The sequence below is a fragment of the Bifidobacterium simiiventris genome (assembly GCF_019331715.1).
Classification (GTDB): Bacteria; Actinomycetota; Actinomycetes; order Actinomycetales; family Bifidobacteriaceae; genus Bifidobacterium; species Bifidobacterium simiiventris.
The window spans coordinates 160,160-184,089 of record NZ_JAHBBG010000003.1; the positions used below are offsets into that span (position 1 = coordinate 160,160).

Annotated in this window: 21 protein-coding genes; 19 read left to right on the plus strand and 2 right to left on the minus strand. The window is 64.0% G+C overall.

The window, feature by feature from the left end; all coding sequences use genetic code 11:
* Positions 1-83 precede the first annotated feature (83 nt).
* Together KIH76_RS04810 and KIH76_RS04815 are read right to left on the minus strand one after the other, a co-directional pair.
* Complete coding sequence (locus KIH76_RS04810) at positions 84-401, minus strand: hypothetical protein (RefSeq protein ID WP_214372578.1); 318 nt, start codon at positions 399-401, stop codon at positions 84-86.
* 2 nt (positions 402-403) lie between these two features.
* Positions 404-721, minus strand: a complete 318-nt coding sequence (locus tag KIH76_RS04815) for a hypothetical protein (protein ID WP_214372577.1) — start codon at positions 719-721, stop codon at positions 404-406.
* Between the two features lie 288 nt (positions 722-1,009).
* Between KIH76_RS04815 and KIH76_RS04820 the strand changes: the two genes are divergently transcribed.
* From KIH76_RS04820 to KIH76_RS04910, 19 genes are all read left to right on the plus strand, one after another.
* Positions 1,010-2,011 (plus strand): purine nucleoside phosphorylase YfiH/LACC1 family protein, encoded by a 1,002-nt coding sequence (locus tag KIH76_RS04820; protein WP_214372576.1) that lies wholly within the window; start codon positions 1,010-1,012, stop codon positions 2,009-2,011.
* Between the two features lie 93 nt (positions 2,012-2,104).
* Positions 2,105-3,034: an IspD/TarI family cytidylyltransferase gene (locus KIH76_RS04825; protein ID WP_214372574.1), complete on the plus strand. Its 930-nt coding sequence runs from the start codon at positions 2,105-2,107 to the stop codon at positions 3,032-3,034.
* Positions 3,035-3,094: 60 nt separating this feature from the next.
* Complete coding sequence (locus KIH76_RS04830) at positions 3,095-3,760, plus strand: pyroglutamyl-peptidase I (protein WP_214372572.1); 666 nt, start codon at positions 3,095-3,097, stop codon at positions 3,758-3,760.
* Between the two features lie 274 nt (positions 3,761-4,034).
* Entirely contained in the window at positions 4,035-5,393 is a 1,359-nt protein-coding gene (locus KIH76_RS04835; protein ID WP_236036830.1) for a coiled-coil domain-containing protein, read from the plus strand.
* A gap of 157 nt (positions 5,394-5,550) precedes the next feature.
* Positions 5,551-6,897: a C1 family peptidase gene (locus KIH76_RS04840; protein ID WP_219069599.1), complete on the plus strand. Its 1,347-nt coding sequence runs from the start codon at positions 5,551-5,553 to the stop codon at positions 6,895-6,897.
* 558 nt (positions 6,898-7,455) lie between these two features.
* A complete protein-coding gene (locus KIH76_RS04845) occupies positions 7,456-8,586 on the plus strand; it encodes a 3-deoxy-7-phosphoheptulonate synthase (RefSeq protein WP_236036831.1) in 1,131 nt (376 codons plus the stop codon).
* Between the two features lie 76 nt (positions 8,587-8,662).
* On the plus strand, positions 8,663-9,889 hold the full coding sequence (locus KIH76_RS04850; protein ID WP_219069601.1) for a 3-deoxy-7-phosphoheptulonate synthase: 1,227 nt from the start codon (positions 8,663-8,665) through the stop codon (positions 9,887-9,889).
* A 15-nt stretch (positions 9,890-9,904) separates the two neighbouring features.
* Positions 9,905-10,612: a 5'-methylthioadenosine/S-adenosylhomocysteine nucleosidase gene (mtnN, locus tag KIH76_RS04855; protein WP_219069603.1), complete on the plus strand. Its 708-nt coding sequence runs from the start codon at positions 9,905-9,907 to the stop codon at positions 10,610-10,612.
* A gap of 163 nt (positions 10,613-10,775) precedes the next feature.
* Positions 10,776-12,092 carry a sensor histidine kinase gene (locus tag KIH76_RS04860; protein WP_219069605.1) on the plus strand — a complete coding sequence of 439 codons (1,317 nt, stop codon included), beginning with the start codon at positions 10,776-10,778 and terminating at the stop codon, positions 12,090-12,092.
* 153 nt (positions 12,093-12,245) lie between these two features.
* A complete protein-coding gene (locus KIH76_RS04865) occupies positions 12,246-12,950 on the plus strand; it encodes a response regulator transcription factor (protein ID WP_219069607.1) in 705 nt (234 codons plus the stop codon).
* A gap of 436 nt (positions 12,951-13,386) precedes the next feature.
* Positions 13,387-14,532, plus strand: coding sequence for a phosphate ABC transporter substrate-binding protein PstS (locus KIH76_RS04870; RefSeq protein ID WP_219069609.1), 1,146 nt, complete (start codon positions 13,387-13,389; stop codon positions 14,530-14,532).
* 129 nt (positions 14,533-14,661) lie between these two features.
* Positions 14,662-15,621, plus strand: coding sequence for a phosphate ABC transporter permease subunit PstC (gene pstC / locus KIH76_RS04875; protein WP_219069611.1), 960 nt, complete (start codon positions 14,662-14,664; stop codon positions 15,619-15,621).
* Positions 15,621-16,619 carry a phosphate ABC transporter permease PstA gene (pstA, locus tag KIH76_RS04880; protein ID WP_219069613.1) on the plus strand — a complete coding sequence of 333 codons (999 nt, stop codon included), beginning with the start codon at positions 15,621-15,623 and terminating at the stop codon, positions 16,617-16,619. The genes pstC and pstA overlap by 1 nt, the downstream gene beginning before the upstream one ends.
* A 57-nt stretch (positions 16,620-16,676) precedes the next feature.
* Complete coding sequence (gene pstB / locus KIH76_RS04885; protein ID WP_152359196.1) at positions 16,677-17,456, plus strand: phosphate ABC transporter ATP-binding protein PstB; 780 nt, start codon at positions 16,677-16,679, stop codon at positions 17,454-17,456.
* A gap of 441 nt (positions 17,457-17,897) precedes the next feature.
* Positions 17,898-19,292, plus strand: a complete 1,395-nt coding sequence (locus KIH76_RS04890) for an NCS2 family permease (protein WP_219069615.1) — start codon at positions 17,898-17,900, stop codon at positions 19,290-19,292.
* A 300-nt stretch (positions 19,293-19,592) separates the two neighbouring features.
* Entirely contained in the window at positions 19,593-20,900 is a 1,308-nt protein-coding gene (locus tag KIH76_RS04895) for an MFS transporter (RefSeq protein ID WP_219069617.1), read from the plus strand.
* A 434-nt stretch (positions 20,901-21,334) separates the two neighbouring features.
* Positions 21,335-21,856 (plus strand): 50S ribosomal protein L10, encoded by a 522-nt coding sequence (rplJ, locus tag KIH76_RS04900; RefSeq protein ID WP_214372553.1) that lies wholly within the window; start codon positions 21,335-21,337, stop codon positions 21,854-21,856.
* A 105-nt stretch (positions 21,857-21,961) separates the two neighbouring features.
* On the plus strand, positions 21,962-22,345 hold the full coding sequence (gene rplL, locus KIH76_RS04905) for a 50S ribosomal protein L7/L12 (RefSeq protein WP_219069619.1): 384 nt from the start codon (positions 21,962-21,964) through the stop codon (positions 22,343-22,345).
* A gap of 176 nt (positions 22,346-22,521) precedes the next feature.
* Positions 22,522-23,928 carry a variant leucine-rich repeat-containing protein gene (locus tag KIH76_RS04910; RefSeq protein ID WP_219069621.1) on the plus strand — a complete coding sequence of 469 codons (1,407 nt, stop codon included), beginning with the start codon at positions 22,522-22,524 and terminating at the stop codon, positions 23,926-23,928.
* Positions 23,929-23,930: the final 2 nt, after the last annotated feature.

Here is a 23,930-nt window from a genome sequence, read left to right on the forward strand (position 1 = left end):
TCGTTCTCCTATGCTGTGATATCTGATGAAGGGTGTGATCGGGAAATAGTATTTCCCGATCACACCCTTTTTGTTGCCGACTATCAGCGGCTGTATTGCTTGCGTACGGCCTCGCCGCTGATGTTCATGAGTTTGCCGATCACGTTCCACGATGCGCCGCGACGACGCAGCTCATCCACGATGATGCGGGTCTGCCGCCTGTTTTCCTGCTCGAAGACCTTCTTCTGATAGACGAGCCGCTTGAGTCGCGCCCCGGGATTCGGATCGTCGGAGATGTCGGCTGGTTCGGGATACTCCGTCGTCTCCATATCCGTGCTGATTCGTTCGCCGAGCCGCTCATAATATGACCGGTCGAATCGTACTCCGTTATGGTGTTCGTCGGCGTGCGTCTGTGTCTCCATGGTCACCTCCGAGTCGCGTGCCAATACCGTATTTGGTAACTGTAACGGGCCGGCATGGCATGACAGATCATGATTCTGCCGGTATCGGCCCCGTATGGAGCCTCGAAGTAGCCGATCTCGTAGAGTCGGTTGCCTTGCGGATCGGGGTCGACCACCAGGTAGGTCGGCGGGTCTCGATCGGTGTTCGCTCCCACATCCTCACCGTGCGCGTACGCATGCAGTATGACGTCATCCGGAACAGGAGAAACGATGACTCCCCTGATCAGATGCGATTTGCGCGCACTATTGAGAATGATCGGTTGGTCATCAGTATAGTTCATGTCGCAACCTTGGTTGTCGTTGGGCAGGGGTGGACGGTTATCCGAGGCATGGTGATCCTTTCGTCGCGTGGTATCCGATACGACGAAGGTAAGGTGAGGTCTGCGCTGCACGCAATGAAAACCGGGGTATGTGGTCGAACGGTCGGAGTTATCCACATTCGGCGTGGATGACCTTGGGTGGAAAGCGGCCGATGCCGGTGCGGCGTCGGTTCGGATGATGGATGAACGGGACGATTATGAGACGGGGTGCCGTTGGGCTGGCCCCGTGGCCCCGCTAGGATGGGAACCATGAGCAATGAGCAGCAGTATGACGACGAGATTCTTGACAGCAATGCGATCAGCCCGACCGATGAGACCGGCAATCCGATTCCGGTGACGATCCCGATCGCGCTCGCGCCCGGCGTGACGGTCGTGTACACGACGCGACTGGGTGGCGTGAGCGCCGGCGACTTCGGCGACTGCAACCTCGGCGGCAAGTCCGGCGACGATCCGGCTGCGATCGAGGCGAACCGCGTGGCGCTCGCCAAGCAGCTCGGCTGCGGCCTGTCGCTGGTCAGCCAGGTGCATTCCGCGACGGCGGTCGACGTGGACGAATCGTGGCATCTCAACACGCCGTTCGGATTCGACGTGTCCGGCACGCCTGGCCTGGCCGCCGACGGTACCGACGAGCCGACCGTGGTCGAGGCCGACGGCCAAGTGACCAGCCGCAAGGGCGTCGCGCTCGGCATGTTCGCCGCCGATTGTCTGCCGGTGCTGTTCGCCGATCCGGTCGCCGGCGTGATCGGCGCGGCGCACTGCGGCCGCCGAGGTCTGGTCAAGGGCGTGATCGGCGAGACCGTCGATCTGATGGTCGCCAAGGGCGCCGAACGCGGCCGCATCGTCGCCACGCTGGGCCCCCGCATCTGCGGCGACTGCTACGAGGTCGGCGATGAGATCGCCGACGAATTCCAGAACCGTTTCCCGCTCACCAAGACGACCACGCGCTTCGGTGGTACGGGCATCGACATCGCCGAAGCCGCGATGATCGACCTCGCCTTCGCCGGCGTGAACCAGGTCGTCGACTCCATGCCGCGCATCCACGCGGCCACGCAGTACCTCGAGGCCGACCCCGAACTCGCCGCGCTGTGCACGTCGGACGGCGAAGGCCCGACGTCTCTGGCCGAACGCATCGCGAACGTGAGCCACAGCATGTGCACGCTCGAAAACCCGCTGTGGTACTCGCACCGCCGCGCCGCGCTCGCCGGCAAGACGCGTGAGGGCCGTCTGCTTGCGCTCGTCATGATGCAGTAGCGTCGCGCGGCGGAGGCTCGTCAACCGCGCATATTCCGTGCAGAAGGTGTGGCACACGCCACACTTGTCTGCCAAGCAGTTACGGTGGTGCGTATGAGTCAGAGCAAGAGAGCATCCAACGTACCCGTGGTCGCGGTCGTGCTGGCGGCCGGTTTCGGCACGCGCTTCGACCCGGCCAATCCCAAGCAGCTCGTCTCGGTCGGCGGCAAGCCGATCGTGTGCTGGAGCATCGAGGCGTTCGAGTCGAACCCGCGCATCACCGACATCATCGTCGTGGTCAACCCGACCGTGCGCGCCACTGTCGAGGAGCTCATCGAACAGGCCGGCTATCCGAAGGTCCGCATGATCATCAACGGCGGTGCCGAACGCGTCGACAGCACCGAGGCCGCGCTGGGCGCGCTCGCCGACGCCGGCATTCCGGCCGATGCGAAGATCCTCATCCACGATGCGGTGCGTCCGTTCGTCGAACAGCGTTCAATCGACGGCTGCATCGACGCGCTCGACGAACTCGATGCGGCCACGGTCGCGTTCGCCAGCACCGACACCGTGCTGCTCACCGAATTCCGCGACGGACGTAAGGTCGTGCGTCAGGTGCCCGACCGTCCGCACACGTTCCGCGCGCAGACCCCGCAGGCGTTTCGCTTCGACACGATCCGCCGAGCGTACGAACTCGCGTCGGCCGATCCGTCGTTCCACCCGACCGACGACACGCGCGTCGTCGTCGACTATCTGCCTGACGCGGCGGTCGCCGTGGTCGACGGCAGCGAGTCGAACCTCAAGATCACGACGCTCGCCGACATGCCGACCGCGGAACGGATCGCGGCCGAACGACTCGGCGGCGTGGCGAGCGGACCGTCCGCGCACATTCCTGGCACGCCGGCCGACCATCCGGCTTCGACGGGATATCTGTCCGGTGACGCCGCCTCCTTCGGCCCGTCCGAACACACCTCGATGACCCGCGAGGAGGCCAAGGCCCGCATGCACGCGATCTTCGCCGAGGCCGCGCGCGGCATGCGCCGATAGCCCGCGCGAACAGGCAGATCCAAGCCAGACCCAACAGAACCGAGCCGTGAGGACAGCATCATGCAGCAGATCAACGTGGTGATTTCCGGATTCGACCATTACGACGGCGTGGCCGTGAACCCGTGCGTCGACGTACCGCGCACGCTCGCCGAACGCGGTGTGGCCGACCTGCCGGACGGGATCGAACTTGCCGTGCACGCGGTCAGCCTGCCGGTCAGCTATACGCGCGCATGGGAGTCCCTGCACGACACGCTGGAATCGGTGCGTCCCGACATCGTCATCGCGACCGGACTCAAGCACACGGCCCGCGGCGTACTGCTCGAGCGATGCGCCACGAACCAAATCAGCAACGGTCGGCCGGACGCGGACGGCATGGTTCCTCCCACCGGTCCGATCCGTGCGGACGGTCCGGCCGCGTATTGGACGCGTCTGCCGCTGCGCTCGATCCTGCGCGATTTCACGCGCGACGGCATCCCCGCGTCGCTCAGCTCCGACGCGGGCACGTTCGTGTGCAACTCGCTGTTCTACCGGCTGATGGACTGGACGGCGAAACGCGATCATGCGCTGAGTGGATTCGTCTCGCTGCCGCGCGCCGCCGAGGATCATGCGGTCGCGGACGGTCACGGTCTGCCGATCGACCGTCTGGTCGCGGCCTGCGGCGACGTGATCCGCGAGACGATGCGCTACCGGCTCGAGCCGTCGTCCGGCGACATCCTGATCGCATGAGCGCTGCGTGCGGTTGTACGGGGGCATGCGCGGTTGCGCGGGACTTCGTCAGACGCGTGACTCTCGCGTACCGACGGCGTGATCGGTGAGCATACACATGTCGCGAAACGCCGCGAATCACGCCGTTGACTGACTTTTGGTCGAACAGAGCATGAGACTTCTGTGAGGATACGCGTCTCCCAGCATGTATTCAGCTCAAATGCGCTAAAGTTCTGGCGTGGATGGTCCCGTTCGGGGCTGGGGTGTCTGAACAGATGGTTGAAAGGATGTTGGCATGGTGGATCGGTTCCCGATCGTGTGGCACGGGTACGACAAGGACAAGGTGGACGAGGCGTTCGATACGGCGCAGAGCACGCTCGTCTCGCTGCGTGAGCAGATCCAGCAGTACGACCGCCAGATTCTGAGCCTGCAGTCTCAGCTGCAGGAGGAACGCAACAAGAAGTCCTCGCAGAAGAACTCGTTCGCCTCGCTCGGCGCGAACGCGCAGCAGATGCTGGCCTCGGCCGAGCAGACCAGCGCCGAGCTGCTCTCGCGCGCCAAGCAGGACGCGCAGTCCACGAAGGACGCGGCGCAGGCCCAGGCCGAGACGCTTATCAACAACGCGCGCCTGGACGCGCAGCACATCGTCGACGACGCGAACGCGAAGGCGAAGTCCATCCTGCACGACGCCGAAACGCAGGCACAGACCACGACCACCACCGCGCAGGAGGAGGCCGCGCAGCTGCGTGGCGAGACCGCCAAGATCGTTTCCGAACAGCGCCAGACCACCGAACTCGAGATCAACAACGCCCGCGAGGAGCACACCAAGCGCATGGCTGCCGAGAAGGCCAAGCAGGAGCGTGAGCTGAGCGAGCTTAAGGCCACCGCGACCGCGCAGATCGCCGCGCAGCGCAAGGCCGCCAGCGAGGAGATCACCCGTCTCAAGTCCGAGAACAACGACCAGATCGAGGCCGCGCTGGCCGAGGCGAACAAGAAGCTCGCCGACGTGCGCGAGCAGGTCTCCAAGATGCGTTCCGACGCGCAGCGCAAGGCCGCCGAGATCACCGACGCCGCCAACGCGAAGGCGCAGGGCATCCTGGACGAGGCCGAGGTGCACCGCACCAAGACCATGAGCCAGGTCAACGCCGAGGTCGAGCAGATCCGCACCGACATCGCCGCCCAGCAGGACGACGCCACGAAGAAGGTCAACGCGCTGCTCGATCACCTCGAGGAACGCCGCGTCGCCGCCAAGAAGGAGGCCGACGAGCTGATCAGCAAGGCCAAGACCGTGCGAGAGGAGGCCGACGAGTACGCGGCCGCCAAGCGCAAGGAGGTCCAGTCCCAGGCCGCCGAGATCCTGCACAAGGCCGATGTGGACGCCGCCGCACAGGTCGAGGAGCGCCGCCAGGCCGCGCAGTCCGAGATCGACGGTCTGACCGCGCACATCGCCGAGCTGCAGCACCGCGAATCCGCGATCACGCAGCGCGTCACCGAGCTTAAGGCCATGTTCGCCAGCGCGTTCGGCAACTTCATGACCGCGCCGGTCGACGGTGACGATGCCGACGGCAAGCCGGACGCCGATCAGACCGCGCCCGCCTCCGGCGACGACGATGCGGCCCCGGCCGACGAGTCCGCGTCGTCGGACGCGAAGTGAGCGGTAACACGCTTCGAGTAGACTGATCACTGTTTGTCGTCACGGCACCCCGCGCCTGCGGTTTGCGGTCAATCTGACCGCCCGCGCACGGGGTGCCGTGGCATGTCCGGGCCTGCCGCAGCACGCAGGTCCATCATTTCGATACAAAGGAGATCGCATGAGCGAAATCACCGCGCTGAGCGCCGACGCGCTGGGCAAGCTGCGTGACGAATTCGATGCGGACGGCACCAACCGTCTCGCCATGAACGCTGTGACTGCGGCCGGCATCGACAAGGTCGCCCGCAACTACGACCGTGCCCGCCTGCTGCAGCGTCGTTTCTCGACGATCGTCGACAACGGCGAGGTCACGCACCAGGATCGCTCCGGCCGCTGCTGGCTGTTCAGCTCGTTGAACGTCGCGCGTTTCGTCGCCAAGAAGAACATGAACTTGAAGGAGTTCGAGTTCTCGCAGAACTACGCGATGTACTACGACAAGCTCGAGCGCGTCAACTACTTCCTCAAGGACGTGGCCGCCCTCGTGGCCGCTGGCGAGCCGAACGACTCCCGCCTCATCAAGCACCTGCTCGACGACGTGATGGGCGACGGCGGCCAGTGGACGATGGCCATGAACGTGTACAAGAAGTACGGCGCGGTGCCGAAGGACCTGTTCCCGGAGACCGAGTCCTCCAAGAACACTGGCCCGATGAACACGCAGCTGCGCCACATGCTGCACACGGCCGTTGCGCACCTGTTCGCGGCTGCTGGTGATGAGGCGAAGACCGCCGAGATCGTCTCCGAGGCGACCGCCGCGGGCCATCGCATCCTGACCATCCACCTCGGCGAGCCGCCGGTCTCCTTCGATTGGGAGTGGACCGACAAGGACGGCGAGTTCCACCGCGACGGCGAGATCACGCCGGTCGAGTTCTGGAAGAAGTACGTCGGCTCCGCCGATCTCGAGAGCTACGTGTGCCTCGTGGACGATCCGCGTCAGGAGCACGCCAAGGGCAAGAAGATCGGCATCGAGCACCTCGGCAACGTGGCGGGCGGCGATCCGACCGAGTACCTGAACGTGCCGAACCAGTTCATGAAGGACTGCGTGCGCCAGATCCTCGAGGAGCAGGGCATCCCGGTGTGGTTCGGCGCGGACTGCGGTCCGTTCATGGACCGCGTGAACGGCGCGTGGGCGACCGACCTGTTCGAGTACGACAAGGTGTACGACTTCGACTTCGACCTGAACAAGGAAGATCGCGTGCGCTACTGCGACTCCGCGATGAACCATGCGATGGCGTTCGTCGGCGTGGACGTGGCCGAGGACGGCAAGACCACCCGCCGCTGGCGCGTCGAGAACTCGTGGGGCAAGGACATCGCCGACAAGGGCTACTTCACCATGAGCGACGACTGGTTCACCGAGTACGTCTACGAGGTCGCCGTCCCGAAGGCGATGCTCCCGGCCGAGTACCAGGCCGCACTGGATGAGCCGGCGACGATGCTGCCGGCTTGGGACCCGATGGGCGCTCTCGCCTGATCGAGCCCGCTGGGCTCGATCAGGCGAGAGCGCCCGAGCTGCTGAGCCGTCAAGCGGAAAGTCCAGTGGACTTTCCGTAGGCTCAGCGCACGGCTGACAAGCCGTGCGGTACAGCGAGGGCAGAAACCAGCCTCGCCGTAGGCGAGTCCGTAATTGCGTAAGCCCAGCAAGGCTTGGCTTCTAGAGCTATCCCGCGTGGCGGTTTTTGCTCGCTGAACACCCACTCAGCGAGTAAAAACCGCCACGCGCATATTCGCGAAGGCCATACAAAGCAAAAACGCCAGCCCCTCGGCTCCCTCGGCTGAGGGAGCTGTCGAGCAAAGCGAGACTGAGGGAGCGTACACCCAACCACCTCCACGGAATCGCAGTTCACATACCCGCACCTCTATTAACGCCACGAAGAATTCCACCACCGCGAGAACCTATAGCACCAAAGACGCTGCTACTCTCCTCACCCCATATCCACATTCCAGTCCCGAATTTCCCCATCCCGCGCCCCTCGACTATCCTATGTTCGGTATCGCTGTACGCAGGAGAAAAGCAGAGGAGAGCATCACGATGGCAGGTCTTCGCGGTCCGGACAGTTCCGAGGACGAGCGTCGCTTAAGCAAGAACGCCGTGTTTCCCGAAACGGTCGACGTGAACATCCGTCAGCTCGACCCGATTCCGGCCCCGCGCTATTTCCTCAAGGAACTGCCGCTCACCGACGAGATGAGTGATCTCGTCCTGCGCTCGCGCCAGGAGATCCGCGACATCCTGCACGGTCGCGACGACCGTCTGCTCGTGATCGTCGGCCCGTGCTCCATCCACGATCCCAAGGCCGCGCACGAATACGCGACCAGGCTCGCCGCGGTCAATCGCGAACTCAACGACCGTCTGCTGATCGTCATGCGCGTGTATTTCGAGAAGCCGCGCACCACGATCGGCTGGAAGGGTCTGATCAACGACCCCGATCTCAACGGCAAGTTCGATATTCGTAAGGGCATGTGGCTCGCCCGCAAGGTGCTCACCGACGTGCTGTCGCTGGGCCTGCCGACCGCGACCGAATGGCTTGACCCGATCACCCCGCAGTACATCTGCGACCTCATCAGCTGGGGTGCGATCGGCGCGCGCAACACCGAATCGCAGGTGCACCGCGAGCTCGCGTCCGGCCTGTCCATGCCGGTCGGCTTCAAGAACGCCACCGACGGCTCGATCAAGCCGGCCGCCGACTCGTGCTATGCGGCCGCGTTCGAGCATCATTTCCTGTCCATCAATCTTGATGGCCGTGTCATTTCCGCCGAAACCAAGGGCAATCCGGACTGCCATCTCGTGCTGCGCGGCTCGAACTCCGGTCCGAACTATGATGCGGCATCCGTGGCGCAGGCGCTCGCCGATCTCAAGGCGTCGAAGGCGTCCGGCCCGAGCGAGCATGGCCTGGTCATCGATGCGGCGCACGGCAACTGCGGCAAGGACGAGAAGGTCGAAGCCGAGGTCGTGGAGAACATCGCCTCGCGCATTGCGGCCGGCGAGCAGGGCATTCTCGGCGTGATGATGGAAAGCTTCCTCGTGGCCGGGCATCAGAAGCCGGCTCCGCTCGACCAGCTCGTGTACGGCCAGTCGGTCACCGACTCGTGCGTGCCGTGGGACCGCACCGAGCAGCTCCTGCACACGCTCGCCGACGCGGTCGCCACGCGCCGCGCCGCCTGATCGTCGCCCCGGACCTCGCCGTTTGTTCCCGTGATTCCTTATCCTTGGGGGAAGATCAAGGAATTAAAGGAGCATCATGCAGCAGCAGAACAACATGGGGGACGCCGTGCACCACGCCGGCCCGCAGCCGCTGAATACCCCCGAGGAACTGCGCGCCATCCGTCAGGCGATGGACGAGGGCAAGAATCCGCTCGTCGCCACTGACGTGCCGCGCTGGGAGGATCAGGTCGGCGTCAGCCGCATCGTCAACCGTCGCATCCTCGAACTCGAACCGTTGCCCACGCCGGCGCAGGTGCTGGCCGAACTGCCGCTCGACAAGACTGCGCAGGAGATCGTCGCCTACTCGCGCGACGAGATCCGCGCATGCCTCTACGGTCAGGACGACCGTCTGCTCGTGATCGTCGGCCCGTGCTCCGTGCACGATCCGGCCGCCGCGCTCGACTACGCGCACCGGCTCGCCCGCGTGATGAAAGAGGTCGAGGGCGAACTGCTTATCGTCATGCGCGTGTACTTCGAAAAGCCGCGCACCACGGTCGGCTGGAAGGGTTTGATCAACGATCCGGATATCGACGGCACGCACAACATCAAGAAGGGCCTGTTGCTCGCGCGCAAGACGCTGCTCGGCGTGCTGGGGGAGGGCTTGGCCGCCGCGACCGAGTTCCTCGAGCCGACCAGCCCGCAGTTCATCGCCGACGCGGTGAGTTGGGGTGCGATCGGCGCGCGCAACACCGAATCGCAGGTACACCGCCAGTTGGCGTCCGGCATGTCCATGCCGATCGGCTTCAAGAACGCGACCGACGGTTCGGTCAAGGCTGCGGTCAACGGCTGCTTCGCGTCCGCGCAGCAGCACACGTTCTTCGGCATCGACCACATGGGCCGCGCGTGCGCGGTCGAAACGCTCGGCAACCCGGACTGCCACGTTGTGTTGCGCGGCTCGATCCACGGCCCGAACTACGACGCGGCGTCCGTCGCCCGTGCGATGGACGACATTCGTGCGATGATGCCGGCCGATTCGGCCGCCGCGCATGGGCTGATCATCGACTGTTCGCACGGCAACTCCGGCAAGGATGAACACCGTCAGGCTGAGGTCGTGCGCGACATCGCGCGGCGCATCGCCGACGGCGAGACCGGCATCACCGGCGTGATGATGGAAAGCTTCATCGAAGGCGGCAACCAGCCGGCCGCGCCGCTCGACCAACTCGTCTACGGCAAGTCGATCACCGACAAATGCATCAGCTGGCAGGAGACGGAGCGTCTGCTGCACGAGTTGGCCGACGCCGTCTCCACCCGCCGCTGGAAGTGACTGAAAGGAACCACCATGACCACCATCGCCATCATCGGCGCGCTCACCGAGGAAGTCGCGCACATCGCCGGCGCGCTCAACAATGTCGAACACGACGTCGCCGCCAGCCTCGATGTGTCGCGCGGCACCATCGACACCACCGACGGCAAGCAGATCACCGTTGCCGCAACCGTCGGCGGCATGGGCCTTGTCAACGCAGCCGCCACCACGCAGCGGCTCATCGACGCGTACCGGCCGGACGCCGTCATCTTCTCCGGCATCGCCGGCAACCTCAACCGAAACCTGCACATCAACGACGTGGTGCTCGGCGGCACGTTGCGCTACCTCGACACCGACATGCGCCTGGTCGGCCAGTGGACGCCTGGCACGGAAAGCACGCCGGTCGAGGAATTCCACTCCGACGACCGTCTGCTCGCGCTCGCCGACGCGGCGCTGAACGACATGGGCATCACGCACATCACCGGCATCATCGCCTCCGGCAACTACTTCGTCGACGACCCGAGGAAGGTCGAGCAGGTCATCCACGACACCGGCGCCGATGCGGTCGAAATGGAAGGTGCGGCCGTGGCGCACGTCGCCGCCCGCAACAGCGTGCCCGCGCTCGTAATACGTGCGCTTTCGGACAACGCCGACACTGATTACGAGGTGTTCAAGGAGTTCGACATCTCCGAATACGCGAATACCGCCGCCGCGCTCGCCGTCAACATTCTCAAGCGGATGTAGCGCGGTCATCCGGTCGCTCGACCGAAATGACCGGGGTGGACGCTGCATTCCGTCCCGCCGCAACATGAACAGCCGTTGAACTTACGTAGTCGCGCGTGCAAACTACGCATGTCGGCCACTACGCTGGAAGCCGTACACTCGTTTCGCGCGGAAAGGTTGTTCCATGACGTGGTGGCAGATCCTGCTCATCGTGCTGCTGGCGATGGCCGCGGCCGCGACCGTCGCCGCCGTGCTTGCCTATGAGGCCGGTCGCCGGCGAGGCGATACGCGGGTCGCGGACCTGCTGCGCGACCCCGCCCGCCAGTCCCTGTTCGGCGAGGACATGCCAGTGCGCGACGCCGAACGCGGCCTGATCGAGGTCGCCCCCGAGTCGGTCATCATCTGCGACGCAAAGTACAACGTGCGCTATTTCAGCCCCGGCGCGAAGCAGTTCGCGCTCGTCGACCACGGCCGTATCGACTCCGACGAGATCAAGGATTTCCTCTCGCTCACCATCGAGGACGGCCGCGTGCGCGAACGTGAAGTGGCGATTCCCGCTGATCGCGAGCACCACATCGCCGCCGCCCCGTCGGATGGGCGCGGCGTGCGGCCCGGGCAGGAAGTCCCCTCGGACCTGCTCTATCTGCGCGTGCGCGCCGGTCGCATAGTGGACGGCCTGTATGCGGTGTTTCTCACCGACATGAGCGAACAACGTCGTTTTGAGGCGATGCGCCGCGATTTCGTCACGAACGTCTCGCACGAGCTGAAGACCCCGGTCGGCGCGATCTCGCTACTGGCCGAGACGATCACCGACGCGGCCGACGACCCGGATGCGGTGCGGTATTTCTCCGGTCGCGTGGCCAAGGAATCGAACCGGCTCACCGAGCTCGTGCGCCGTCTGATCGACCTGCAGAAGGCGCAGTCGATGGAGGGTGTGGTCGAGATGAAACCGGTGTCGGTGATGGCGGTCGTGCGCGACGCGATCGGTGAGAACCAGCCGCAGGCCGACGCCAAGCGCATCGACATCCGGCTGACCGACAACGGCACGTCGGTGCCGCTCGTCGTATCCGGCGATGCGGATACCGCGGATGTCGGCGATGAGGTGACCGTGATGGCCGACGACGAGTCGCTCAAAACCGCCGTCAAGAACCTCGTCGAGAACGCGATCCACTATTCCCCCGAACAGACGGTCGTCGCGGTCGGTGTCGCCGAGAAACGCGGCAAGGTCACGATCCGCGTGGTCGACCAGGGCATCGGCATCCCGGCCGAGTCGCTGGGCCGCGTGTTCGAGCGGTTCTACCGCGTCGATCCGGCGCGCTCGCGCGAGACCGGCGGCTCCGGGCTGGGGCTGGCGATCACCAAGCATTGCGTGCAGGAATGCGGCGGCACGATCTCCGTATGGTCGCGCGAGGGCGAGGGCTCGACGTTCACGATCGAGCTGCCGGCAGCGGAAGACGCCGCCGCGAACGGAGATCGTAAGGATGCGAACACCGATGCGTGACTACGTTGATATAGTCGACGCAATCGGTTACGTAGTTTAGGAAGTTCGTCATATTCGGTTCACCGAACGGCTACGATAAACCTCAGCAGTGAGATCGTTGCCTGTGTCGGAACGAGATGAGACGAAATCAATAGAGAAACAGGATAAGGACAGATGACCCGCATTCTGATCGTTGAAGACGAGGAGTCGTATCGAGAACCGATGGTGTACCAGCTCACGCGCGAAGGCTACGACGTGTCCGCGGCCGCGACCGGCGAGGAGGGGCTGGAACTGTTCACGCAGGGCGGGTTCGACCTGATCCTGCTCGACCTGATGCTTCCCGGTCTCGACGGCACCGCGCTGTGCCGTCGCATCCGCGAGCAGAGCCGCGTGCCGATCATCATGCTGACCGCCAAAAGCGCCGAGATCGACAAGGTCGTGGGCCTTGAGATCGGCGCGGACGATTACGTGACCAAGCCGTATTCGTTCCGCGAGCTGCTCGCCCGCATCCGCGCGGTGCTGCGGCGCAACCAGATGGTGGCCGAGGTGGCGGGCAACGCGGACGGCGACATGCCGCTGACCTGCGGCGACATCGTGATGCACATCGGCCAGCACCAGGTGAGCGTGCGCGGCGAGAACGTGTTCTTCCCGCTCAAGGAATTCGAGCTGCTCGAATACCTGATGCAGAACAAGGGCCGCGTGATGACGCGTCACCAGTTGATCGACCGGATCTGGGGATCGGATTACGTGGGGGACACCAAGACGCTTGACGTGCACGTCAAGCGCGTGCGTGCCAAGATCGAGGTCGATCCGGCGCATCCGAAGTACCTGACCACCGTGCGCGGACTGGGGTACAAGATCGATGCTCCAACGGAGTGACGGGCGAAGCTCGTCACGCAGTACCCGGCGCGTGCGCTGGTGCGCGCGGCTACGGACAGTCCGCTGGACTGTCCGGCTGTCCGTCCACGCAGATGCCGAACGAAGCTCATCACGCAGTGTCCTGTGCGTGCACTGGCCGAACCGGGACGCGTGGCAGAAAACGCTCGCTCAGCTACGGCTGAGCGAGCGTTTTCTGCCACTGGGCGACGGTCGTGGCGGTTTTCGCTCGCTGACGGACCGTCAGCGAGCGAAAACCGCCACGCGGGGATGGGGGATCGCGCCCTGGCTATGTCAAAAAACGACGTAGCCGGGGCGTAGTCGTATTGATTGGCAACTGTTCATCCTGCGTTCACCGATTTTGGCCGGCGACCCCCAAAATCTCCCATAGTCTTGAACTGTCAAAAAGAATTATTGACAGAATAGAGAGAAACAAGACATGCGTAAGAATGTTCTTTTCCGTTCCGTCGCGGCCATTTCCGGCCTTGCGATGCTGGCCGCCCTCGCGGCCTGCGGTGACAACACCACCGCCTCCACCAACAACGGCTCTTCCGACAACTCTTCCGACACCACCTCCAAGTCCGAGCCGATCTCGGGCAACTTCAACGGCGCCGGCGCCTCCTCGCAGCAGGCCGCCGTCGAGGCGTGGGTCGCCGGCTTCCAGGGCACCAACCCGGACGCCAAGATCGCGTACGATCCGTCCGGCTCCGGCGCCGGCGTCAAGACCTTCCTGACCGGTGCCACCGCGTGGGCCGGCTCCGACAAGGCCCTCGCCGACGACGATGTGGACAACTCCAAGTCCGTGTGCGCCGCCGACACCACCGCGTTCGACGTCCCGGTCTACATTTCCCCGATCGCCGTGATCTTCAACCTCAAGGGCGTCTCCGATGCCGGCAAGCACATCAACATGGATGCCGCCACCATCGCCAAGATCTTCGACGGCAAGATCACCAAGTGGAACGATCCGGCCATCGCCGACCAGAACAAGGATCTCGATCTGCCGGATACCGCGATCACCGTCGTGCACCGTTCCGACAAGTCCGGCACCACGCAGAACTTCGTGAGCTACTTCAAGGATCAGGCCGCTGACGCATGGTCCTACGACCTGTCCGAGAACTGGCCGAACGAGGTCGGCCAGGGCGCCAAGGGCACCTCGGGCGTCGTGAACACCGTCAAGCAGGCCGACGGCACCATCGGCTACGCCGACTTCTCCGCGGTCGGCGACCTTGGTACCGTGGCTGTCAAGGTCGGCGACAAGTACAGCGAGATCTCCGCTGACGGCGCGACCAAGGTCATCGACGATTCCGAGCTTGACTCCTCCGTCAAGGGTGACAACCGCGTGGTCGTCAAGATCAACCACGCCACCACCACCGAGGGTGCCTACCCGATCGTGCTGGTCTCCTACATGATCGCCTGCCCGCAGTACAAGGACACCAAGACCGCTGAGTTCGTCAAGTCCTGGCTCACCTACGTGACCAGCTCCGACGGTCAGAAGGCCGCCTCCCAGGCCGCCGGCTCCGCTCCGCTGCCGGACTCCATCGCCCAGAAGGACGCCGCTTCCATCGAGGCCATCAAGACCAAGTGAACCGGTCATCCGGACGCTGACTGAAGTGAAATCCTGTAGGCCGCAGTCGCATCACGCGGCTGCGGCCTACAGGCGGTCAGGCTCCGAATGCGATTCACTCGCACATCGCCCAGATAATAAGGAGAACCTGTGAGTTCGCAAGACAAAGCAGCGGCCACGATGCCAGCTGCGAGCGGCAAGACCGCCGACAAGGTGTTCCGCGTCATCGCGTACGCCTGCGGCATCTTGATCCTCGTGGTGCTCGCCGCCGTGTTCCTCTTCCTGCTCTTCCGCGCATGGCCGCTCATCGGCGGCAACCAGGCCGACAACAGCAAGACCATCGCCGACTTCACCGGCGGCAAGGCCTCCGGCTTCTGGCAGTACGTCGGCCCGTTGCTCTTCGGCACGGTGCTCGTCTCGGCGCTCGCGCTGCTGCTGTCGTTCCCGGTGTCGATCGGCATCGCGCTGTTCATCTCGCACTACGCGCCGAAGAAGCTCGCCACTGCTTTAAGCTACGTGGTCGATCTGCTCGCCGCCATCCCGTCCGTTATTTATGGTCTGTGGGGCGGCCTGATCCTCGTGCCGGCCATCTACCCGTTCTGGAACTGGGTGGCCACGTACTTCGGCTGGATCCCGCTGTTCTCCGGCCCGGCCGCCAACCCGTCGCGTACCGTCGCGACCGTCGCCGTGGTGCTTGCCGTCATGATCCTGCCGATCATCACCTCCCTGTCTCGCGACATCTTCCTGCAGACCCCGCGCCTGCAGCAGGAGGCCGCTCTCGCGCTCGGCGCTACCAAGTGGGAGATGGTCAAGCTGGCCGTGCTCCCGTTCGGCAAGTCCGGCGTCGTGTCCGCCTCCATGCTGGGCCTCGGCCGCGCGCTCGGCGAGACGATGGCCGTGTTGATGATCCTGTCCCCGGGCCTCAACTACTCGTTCAAGCTGCTGCAGGCCTCGCAGAACCAGACGATCGCCGCGAACATCGCCGCGCAGTACCCCGAGGCCAACGACCTCGGCGTGTCGGTGTTGATCGGCACCGGTCTGGTGCTGTTCCTCATCACATTCGTGGTGAACTACGTCGCCCGCAAGATCACTGAAAAGAAGGTGGGATGATGGCTGACCTGACCCAGGATCCCAAGGCGTCGCTCGAAGGCGCGCCCGTCATCGACTTCGACAAGTTCAAGCCGTCGCGTTCGTTCATCGCGTCCCGCAAACGCAAGGACCTCATCATGCGCGTGCTCATCTCGCTCGCGTTCGTGATCGCGCTCATCCCGCTGGTCTCCGTGCTGTGGACGACGCTCGTCAACGGTCTCAAGCGTTTGAACCTCAACTTCCTGAGCTTCAACATGACCGGCGTGGTCGGCGGTAACCCGACCCCGTCCGGCGGCTACGGCGGCGTGTTCCACGCGATCGTCGGCACGCTCGAGATCACGTTCGGCGCGATGGTCATCTCCATCCCGATCGGCCTGCTGTGCGCCGTCTACCTCGTCGAATACGCGCACGGCGGCAAGCTCTCGCAGACCATCACGCTGCTCGTCGACGTCATGAGCGGCATCCCGTCCATCGTCGCCGGCCTGTTCGCGTTCTCGATGTTCACCATCTTGATCGGACCGGGCTCGGTCAACGGCTTCGCGGGTTCCGTTTCGCTCTCCCTGCTCATGCTGCCGACCGTCGTCAAGTCCAGCGAGGAAATGCTCAAGATCGTCCCCGGCGACCTGCGCGAGGCCTCGTACGCGCTCGGCGTCACCAAGCAGCGCACGATCACCAAGATCGTGCTGCGCACCGCCCTGCCGGGCATCGTCTCCGGCTGCATCCTCGCCATCGCGCGAGTCATCGGCGAGACCGCGCCGCTGCTCATGACCGCCGGCTACATCGCGTCCACGAACTTCAACCTGTTCGACGGCAAGATGACCACGCTCCCGGTGTACGTCTTCCAGGAGTACTCCAAGCTCAACGCGAACTGCCCGGCCAACGCGACCGCCGCCTGCGTCACCACGATTCCTATGGAGCGTTCGTGGGCCGCCGCACTCGTGCTGATCCTGATCGTCCTCATCCTCAACGGCATCGGCCGACTCGTGGCGAAGGTCTTCGCCGTCAAGTCCGAACGCTGATGCGGCTGCGCTGATCGCGACGTAAGAACTTCGGTAAATAACAAATAAGGAATTCACATGGGACAACGCATTGATGTCAACCATCTGAACATCTACTACGGCAACTTCCTCGCCGTGGAAGACGTGAACATCAACATCGAACCGAACAAGGTGACCGCGTTCATCGGACCTTCCGGCTGCGGCAAGTCGACCGTGCTGCGCACCCTCGACCGCATGCACGAGATCATCCCCGGCGCCCACGTCAAGGGCGAGGTGCTGCTCGAAGGCAAGAACCTGTACGACAAGGACGTGGATCCGGTATCCGTGCGCCGCGACGTTGGCATGGTGTTCCAGCGCCCGAACCCGTTCCCGACGATGTCGATTCGCGAGAACGTGCTCGCCGGCGTGCGCCTGAACAACCGCAAGATCTCCAAGTCCGACGCGGACGATCTGGTCGAGTGGGCGCTGCGCGGCGCGAACCTCTGGAACGAGGTCAAGGACCGTCTCGACAACCCGGGCATCGGCCTGTCCGGTGGCCAGCAGCAGCGTCTGTGCATCGCGCGCGCCGTCGCCGTGCACCCGCAGGTGCTGCTCATGGACGAGCCGTGCTCCGCTCTGGACCCGATCTCGACCCTCGCGGTCGAGGATCTGATCCAGGAGCTCAAGGGCGACTACACGATCGTGATCGTGACCCACAACATGCAGCAGGCCGCGCGTATCGCCGACTACACCGCGTTCTTCAACCTGAAGGCCGTGGGCCAGCCGGGTCACCTCGAGTACTTCGCGGACACGACGACCATGTTCAACAACCCGCAGAACGAAGAGGCCGAGCGCTACGTCTCCGGCCGTTTCGGCTGATCCGTGAAGCGGGCAATCCAGTGGATTGCCCGTAGGATCAGTCTGAGTGAGCTGATAAGCGAACGAAGGTTGATCTGAGCCTCGTCGTAGACGAGTCCGTTGTTGCAGGATTGATCGCGCGACGGATTAAGCCGTCCCGCATGTTTTCGGAAAGCCCCGCCTCGTGCGGGGCTTTCCGCGTTTTCGGACTTGTGGCCCGATTGCTGGCGCGGATTGGAATAACCGAGTCGGGCGTCGGCCTGTGCCGGGGCTCACGATGCGGATTTCGTTCACGAAACCTCCATGACTTGTGACGGTGCTATCGTGGGCGCGTTCGACAAAACGGACGTACGGCGAGTCGCGATTCTCGCCGGGGCCGTGGGTCGTCGGCATCCGTCCGCCGCCGCGGGCGCACACCGCACGACCGGCCCCTAACAACCCACGAAAAGGAAGCAGAGATATATGGAGAAGTTCTTCCATTTGAAGGAGAACGGCACCACCGTGTCCACCGAGGTCATGGCCGGTCTGACCACGTTCTTCGCGATGAGCTACATCATCGTCGTCAACCCGCAGATCCTGAGCCAGACGGGCATGCCGTGGGGCGGCGTGTTCCTCGCCACGATCATCGCGGCCATCATCGGCACGCTCGTCATGGGTCTGTTCGCCAACGTGCCGTACGCGCAGGCCGCCGGCATGGGCCTCAACGCGTTCTTCACCTACACCGTCTGCTTCGGCCTGGGCTTCTCCTGGCAGGAGACGCTGTGCATGGTGTTCCTGTGCGGCCTGATCAACATCATCATCACCGTCACCAAGATTCGTAAGATGATCATCCAGGCGATCCCGGAGACCCTGCAGCATGCGATCGGCGGCGGCATCGGCCTGTTCGTCGCGTACGTCGGCATGCTCAACGTCGGCCTGATCACCTTCACGCCGAAGGACGCGAAGTTAGCCGGCAAGGGTCTCGCCACCGCCGCGACCCCGGGCCTTGCCGCATTCGACAACAAGGTGCTGTGGGTGTTCCTCATCGGCCTGTTCCTCGCGATCGTCTTTACCGTGCTCAAGGTCAAGGGCGGCATGCTGCTCGCCATCGCCATCACCACGATCGTCGGCATCCCGTTCGGCGTGACCAACTTCGGCCAGTCCGTCTCCATCGGCGACACGTTCGCCCAGCTGCCGCAGACCTTCGGCGTGATCTTCACCGGTGCCGGCTTCCCGGCCCTGTTCTCCGACGTCGCGCGCCTGCCGCTCGTGATCGTCACGATCTTCGCGTTCTCCATGTCCGACACGTTCGACACGATCGGCACGTTCATCGGCACCGGCCGCCGCACCGGCATCTTCTCCGAGGCCGACGAGAAGGCCCTCGAGAACGGCTCCGGCTTCTCCTCGAAGATGGACAAGGCCCTGTTCGCCGACTCCATCGCCACCTCGATCGGCGCGATCTGCGGCACCTCGAACACCACCACGTACGTCGAGTCCTCCGCGGGCATCGCGGCGGGCGGCCGCACCGGCCTGACCTCCGTGGTCGTCGCGATCTGCTTCGCGCTGTCCGCGTTCCTGTCTCCGATCATCTCCGCCGTGCCGTCCGCCGCGACCGCTGGCGTGCTCGTGATCGTCGGCTGCATGATGGCCGCCTCGCTCAAGGAGATCGACTGGGCCGACATCACCGAGGCGATTCCGGCGTTCTTCGCGGCCGTGTTCATGGCGTTCTCGTACTCGATCTCGTACGGCATCGCCGGCGGCTTCATCATGTACTGCATCGTGATGACCTGCAAGAAGAAGGCGAACAAGGTGCACCCGGTGATCTGGGTCGTGGCGATCCTGTTCGTGCTCGACTTCATCCTCAACGCGGTGCTGTGATCCTGATCTACTGATGATCCACTGATCCGCTCTGCGCAATCCCCGTGGGAGTTTCCCGCGGGGATTTTTCGCATCCACGACGTGACGAGGCATTGCTGCCGTTCACTATGTGGTCAAACCTATCCTTGATGACCGGTTATCGGCCACACTCGTGTACCAGCACAGCGGTGTGCGGCACCGCTGGCCAAAAGCCCCTGATGCGGATGTCGCATACCCAGTGCGTTATCTCACGCGACCGCCGCGCAAGCAACAGCAGACCCGCGGCCGCGATCACCAATCAATGAGGGGAAGAGACGCATCATGTCCGCAACCGCGTCGCTGTCGCAAGCTACCACGAAGCGCGATTCCGTGCCAGAGATCATCGCCGCGTCGATGGTCGGCACCGCAATCGAGTTCTACGACAACTACTGCTATTCCATCGCCGCCGCAAGCTATTTCGGCACGATTTTCTTCACGTCCGTCGCCAAGTCCAACCCGGCCCTGGCCACGCTGATGGCGTTCGTCACGTTCGCCGTCTCGTTCCTTGCCCGCCCGTTCGGCTCTCTGCTGTTCGGCCACTTCGGCGACAAGATGGGCCGCAAGAAGACGCTGGTCATCGCGCTGATGACGATGGGCATCTCCACGTTCGTCGTCGGTCTGCTGCCCGGCTATGAGCAGATCGGTGCGTGGGCCGTGGTCATCCTGTGCCTGTGCCGCGCCTGCCAGGGCATCGGCCTCGCCGGCGAATGGTCCGGCGCCGCGCTGGTCGCCACCGAGAACGCGCCCGCCAACAAGCGCGCGCTGTACGGTTCCTTCCCGAACCTCGGCGCCCCGATCGGCTTCTTCTGCGCGTACGGCATCAACCTGCTGCTGACCACCACGCTGAGCAAGGATCAGATGCTCGCGTTCGGCTGGCGTATCCCGTTCCTGCTGTCCGCGGTGCTGGTCATCATCGGCCTGTACGTGCGTGAGCGCATGAGCGAGACCCCGATCTTCGCGAAGGCCGCCGCCGAGAAGCGCACCTCCAAGCACCCGCTCGCCGACCTGCTGCCGTACTGGAAGGAAGTCCTGCTGGGCACGGTCGCGATGGGCATCACCTACACGCTGTTCTACATCCTCGGCACCTGGTCGCTGAGCTACGGCGTGTCCGGCCTGAACTTCACCCAGCCGCAGTATCTCGGCATGCAGATGGTCTCCGTGTTCTTCTTCGCCGCGTTCATCGTCGTCGGCTGCCTCGCCGCGGATAAGTACGGTCGCAAGAAGACGCTGATCTTCTTCACCGCGGGCACGCTGATCTTCAGCTTCTTCGCCCCGGCCCTGCTGCAGCACAATTCGGTGACGATCATGCTGTTCCTGTGCATCGGCTTCGTGTTCATGGGCGGCCTGTTCGGACCGTGCGGCGCGTACCTGCCCGAGCTGTTCCCGACGAACGTGCGCTACTCCGGTGCCGGCCTGAGCTACAACCTCGCCGCGATCTTCGGCGGCGCGTTCGCCCCGTCGCTGGCGACCTGGCTGGTCGAGACGCACGGCGTGATGTCGGTCGGCTGGTACCTGGCCGTGATGGCCGCGCTCGCTTTGGTCGCCCTGTTCCTGATCAAGGAGAGCAAGGACAAGGATTACGAGCTGTGATCCGCTGACTGAGCGATATGATCCCGTGACCACGTGGGTCAGGGATATATGACGTCCGGCACGCTCCAGGCCGCTCGGCCAAGTCTTACGGCCGGACATCATATATCCCTGACCCACGTTCGTTTGTGTGGCGATATTGCGCTTCGTGCAATCATGGGGAGCGACGACACGCCCGGGTTTGACGGAAGTCAAGACCCGGGCGTACTTTATCTATTCGTAAACCACAGACCGTTGGTTTGGGATGCAAGTCCCACGAAGTTTGGTTCGCCAGGCCAGCGCAGGTTGAGAAATGTGTGCCCGTTCGCGGGATGCCGCATGTCGCCAAAACGAAACGCGGTAGATGTTGCTCTGCCTGTGCGCAGGGCTTTTTTATTACCCTGACAGCCCGGGGTTCCGAACCGAGAAGATCAACGGCCGATCTAGGAAGGAACGCCATGAAGAGGCCCGAAAAGGAAGCGGTGGTCGCTCAGCTTACGGAGCAGTTCCGTAACGCCGATGCCGTCTACCTGACCGAGTACCGCGGGCTTACCGTTCCGCAGGTTTCCGAACTGCGCGAAAAGCTAGGCCGCGATACTTCCTACACTGTGGCTAAGAACACGCTGGCGCGTATCGCCGCCAAGGAAGCGGGCATTGAGGGTCTTGACGACCTGCTCAAGGGCCCGACCGCCATCACCTTCGTGAAGGGCGACTTCATTGAGGCTGCGAAGGTCCTGCGTGACTTTGCCAAGACCAACAAGGCTCTCGTTATCTCGGGCGGCTATGCCGATGGCACCGTCTACGACGGCGAGGGTGCGAAGAAGCTGGCGGACATGATGTCTCGCCCGCAGCTGCTCGCCAAGTTCGCCGGCGACCTCAAGGCCACGACCTCCAAGGCCGCGTACCTGTTCGTCGCTCTGCCGACCAAGGCCGTGCGTACTATCGACGCCCTGCGCGAGAAGCAGGAAAAGGCAGCTTGATCCCCATGCGGCTTGCCGCATGAACCATTCGGAAAACAAACAAAACATTGAGACGGTGCGCCGGCGAGAACGTGCAGGCCGCCGCCAGAATGAAAGGAAGCCATCATGGCTAAGTACACCAACGAAGAGCTGCTGGAAGCTTTCGGTGAAATGACCCTCGTCGAGCTCTCCGAGTTCGTCAAGGCCTTCGAGGAGAAGTTCGACGTCGAGGCTGCCGCTCCGGTCGCCGCCGTCGCCGCCGCTCCGGCCGCTGGCGCTGCCGCTGAGGAAGAGGAGAAGACCGAGTTCGACGTCGTCCTGACCGCTGTCGGCGACAAGAAGATCCAGGTCATCAAGGCCGTCAAGGCCATCACCAACGCTGGCCTGGCCGAGGCCAAGGCTCTGGTGGACGGCGCTCCAAAGGCCGTCCTCGAGAAGGCCAAGAAGGAAGACGCCGAGAAGGCCAAGGCTCAGCTGGAAGAGGCTGGCGCCACCGTCGAGCTCAAGTAATGCACGCGGGAGTGAAGCCCGCACATTACCAAGCTTTTGCGAATACCCCGTCATCGCGCTGCACGCGCGGAGGCGGGGTTTTTGCGAATAAACGCGCAATGTCGAGAGAAACATGACACAATGGCACGTAGCATATTGGCAGAAGTCCCGTGGAAGGCAGAAAGGAAGGCTGCGCGGTGAGTGATGAACAGCGGTCTCGCAGGTGGCTGGTGAAGGTCAAGGGCTGCGATCAGGTGAGCGTGCTGCCGTCCGAAAGCCTGGAGATCGGACGCAAGCCGATCCGTCCGCTGCCGGATGACGGTACTGCGCGGTTCGAAGTGAACGACGAGACCCGTTCGATGTCCAAACGTCACGCGGTGCTGCGTGTGCTGACGAACGGATCGGCGACGCTGCGCGACATGCGTTCGACGAACGGCACGTACCTGGTACGCGACGACGGCCGACTGGTGCGTCTGCCGGCGGACGTGGATTTCCCGATGCCGTCCGCGGCGGTGCGCATGCAGTTCGGCGACGTGCCGGTCGATTTCGTACAGGTCGAGGAGACGGCGGAACCCGAACCGTCCGTGACCGATCTGTTCGAATACGCGACCGACGACGGCAAGCCTGCAGAACCCGACGTGGCCGACATGTCGGTCGACGACATCCTCGACCTGCGTGCCGGCGAGCCGACCAGCGCGTTCGACGCGAGTAGCGTGGAGGCGCGCACCAAGGCACTGCGCGCGGCCGCTCTGCAGAGTTTCACGCCGATGGTCGCACCGGTCGATGACCCGAATCGCCCGGTCGCCATCGCCAACCCCGTGCCGCTGCACGTCGAGCAGCCCAAGCGCGAAGAGCCGCGCGACCTGTTCGTGGACGCGTTGTCGACCACGTCAGGCGTGACCGCGGACGGCATCGAGATGCCGAAGACCGATCAGGCCACGCAGAGCGCCGACGAGGCGACGCTGCCGGTGGCGACCCGTATCCCGGTGCTCGACACCACGCCGCTCGACACCTTCGATCCCCATCCGACCGACGCCCAGACGGCAACGCCGTCCGAAACCGCTGTGCAGCCCGAGACTGCCACGCAACCCGAGACCGCTGTGCAACCCGAAACCGCTGTGCAGTCCGAGTCGACGGCATCGGACGATCAACCGGTAGGTGAATCGTCGGATGCGCGCTTCCGTCCGGCCACACAGGATGACCAGCAGTCCGTGCAGCCGGTAACGCAGCCGGCGGACGAACAGTCCGTGCAGTCCGTGCAGCCGTCGGCAGGCGAATCGTCCGAGCCGGAGACGACCGCCGCGTACACCCCGGTGTTCGAACCGGGTTCGGTGTTCGACCGTGTCGCCAAGGGCGAGTTCCGTAAGCCCGAACCCACCGTCGAGATCGACGGGCTGACCTCCGACGAGGCCAAGCGCACCACCGACTTCACCGTGCAGTTCAGCATGGCGGCTCATCGTCAGCTGCTGCCGTTCCTCGCCATGAACCCGTCGCTGTACGACGACCTGTACGCATGGCTGTCGGCCCGAGGCGACGCCGACATCGACGCGGCGCTCGCCGACAATCCCGGATACCAGGAATACCGCCATGCGGTAGGCAAGTGAGG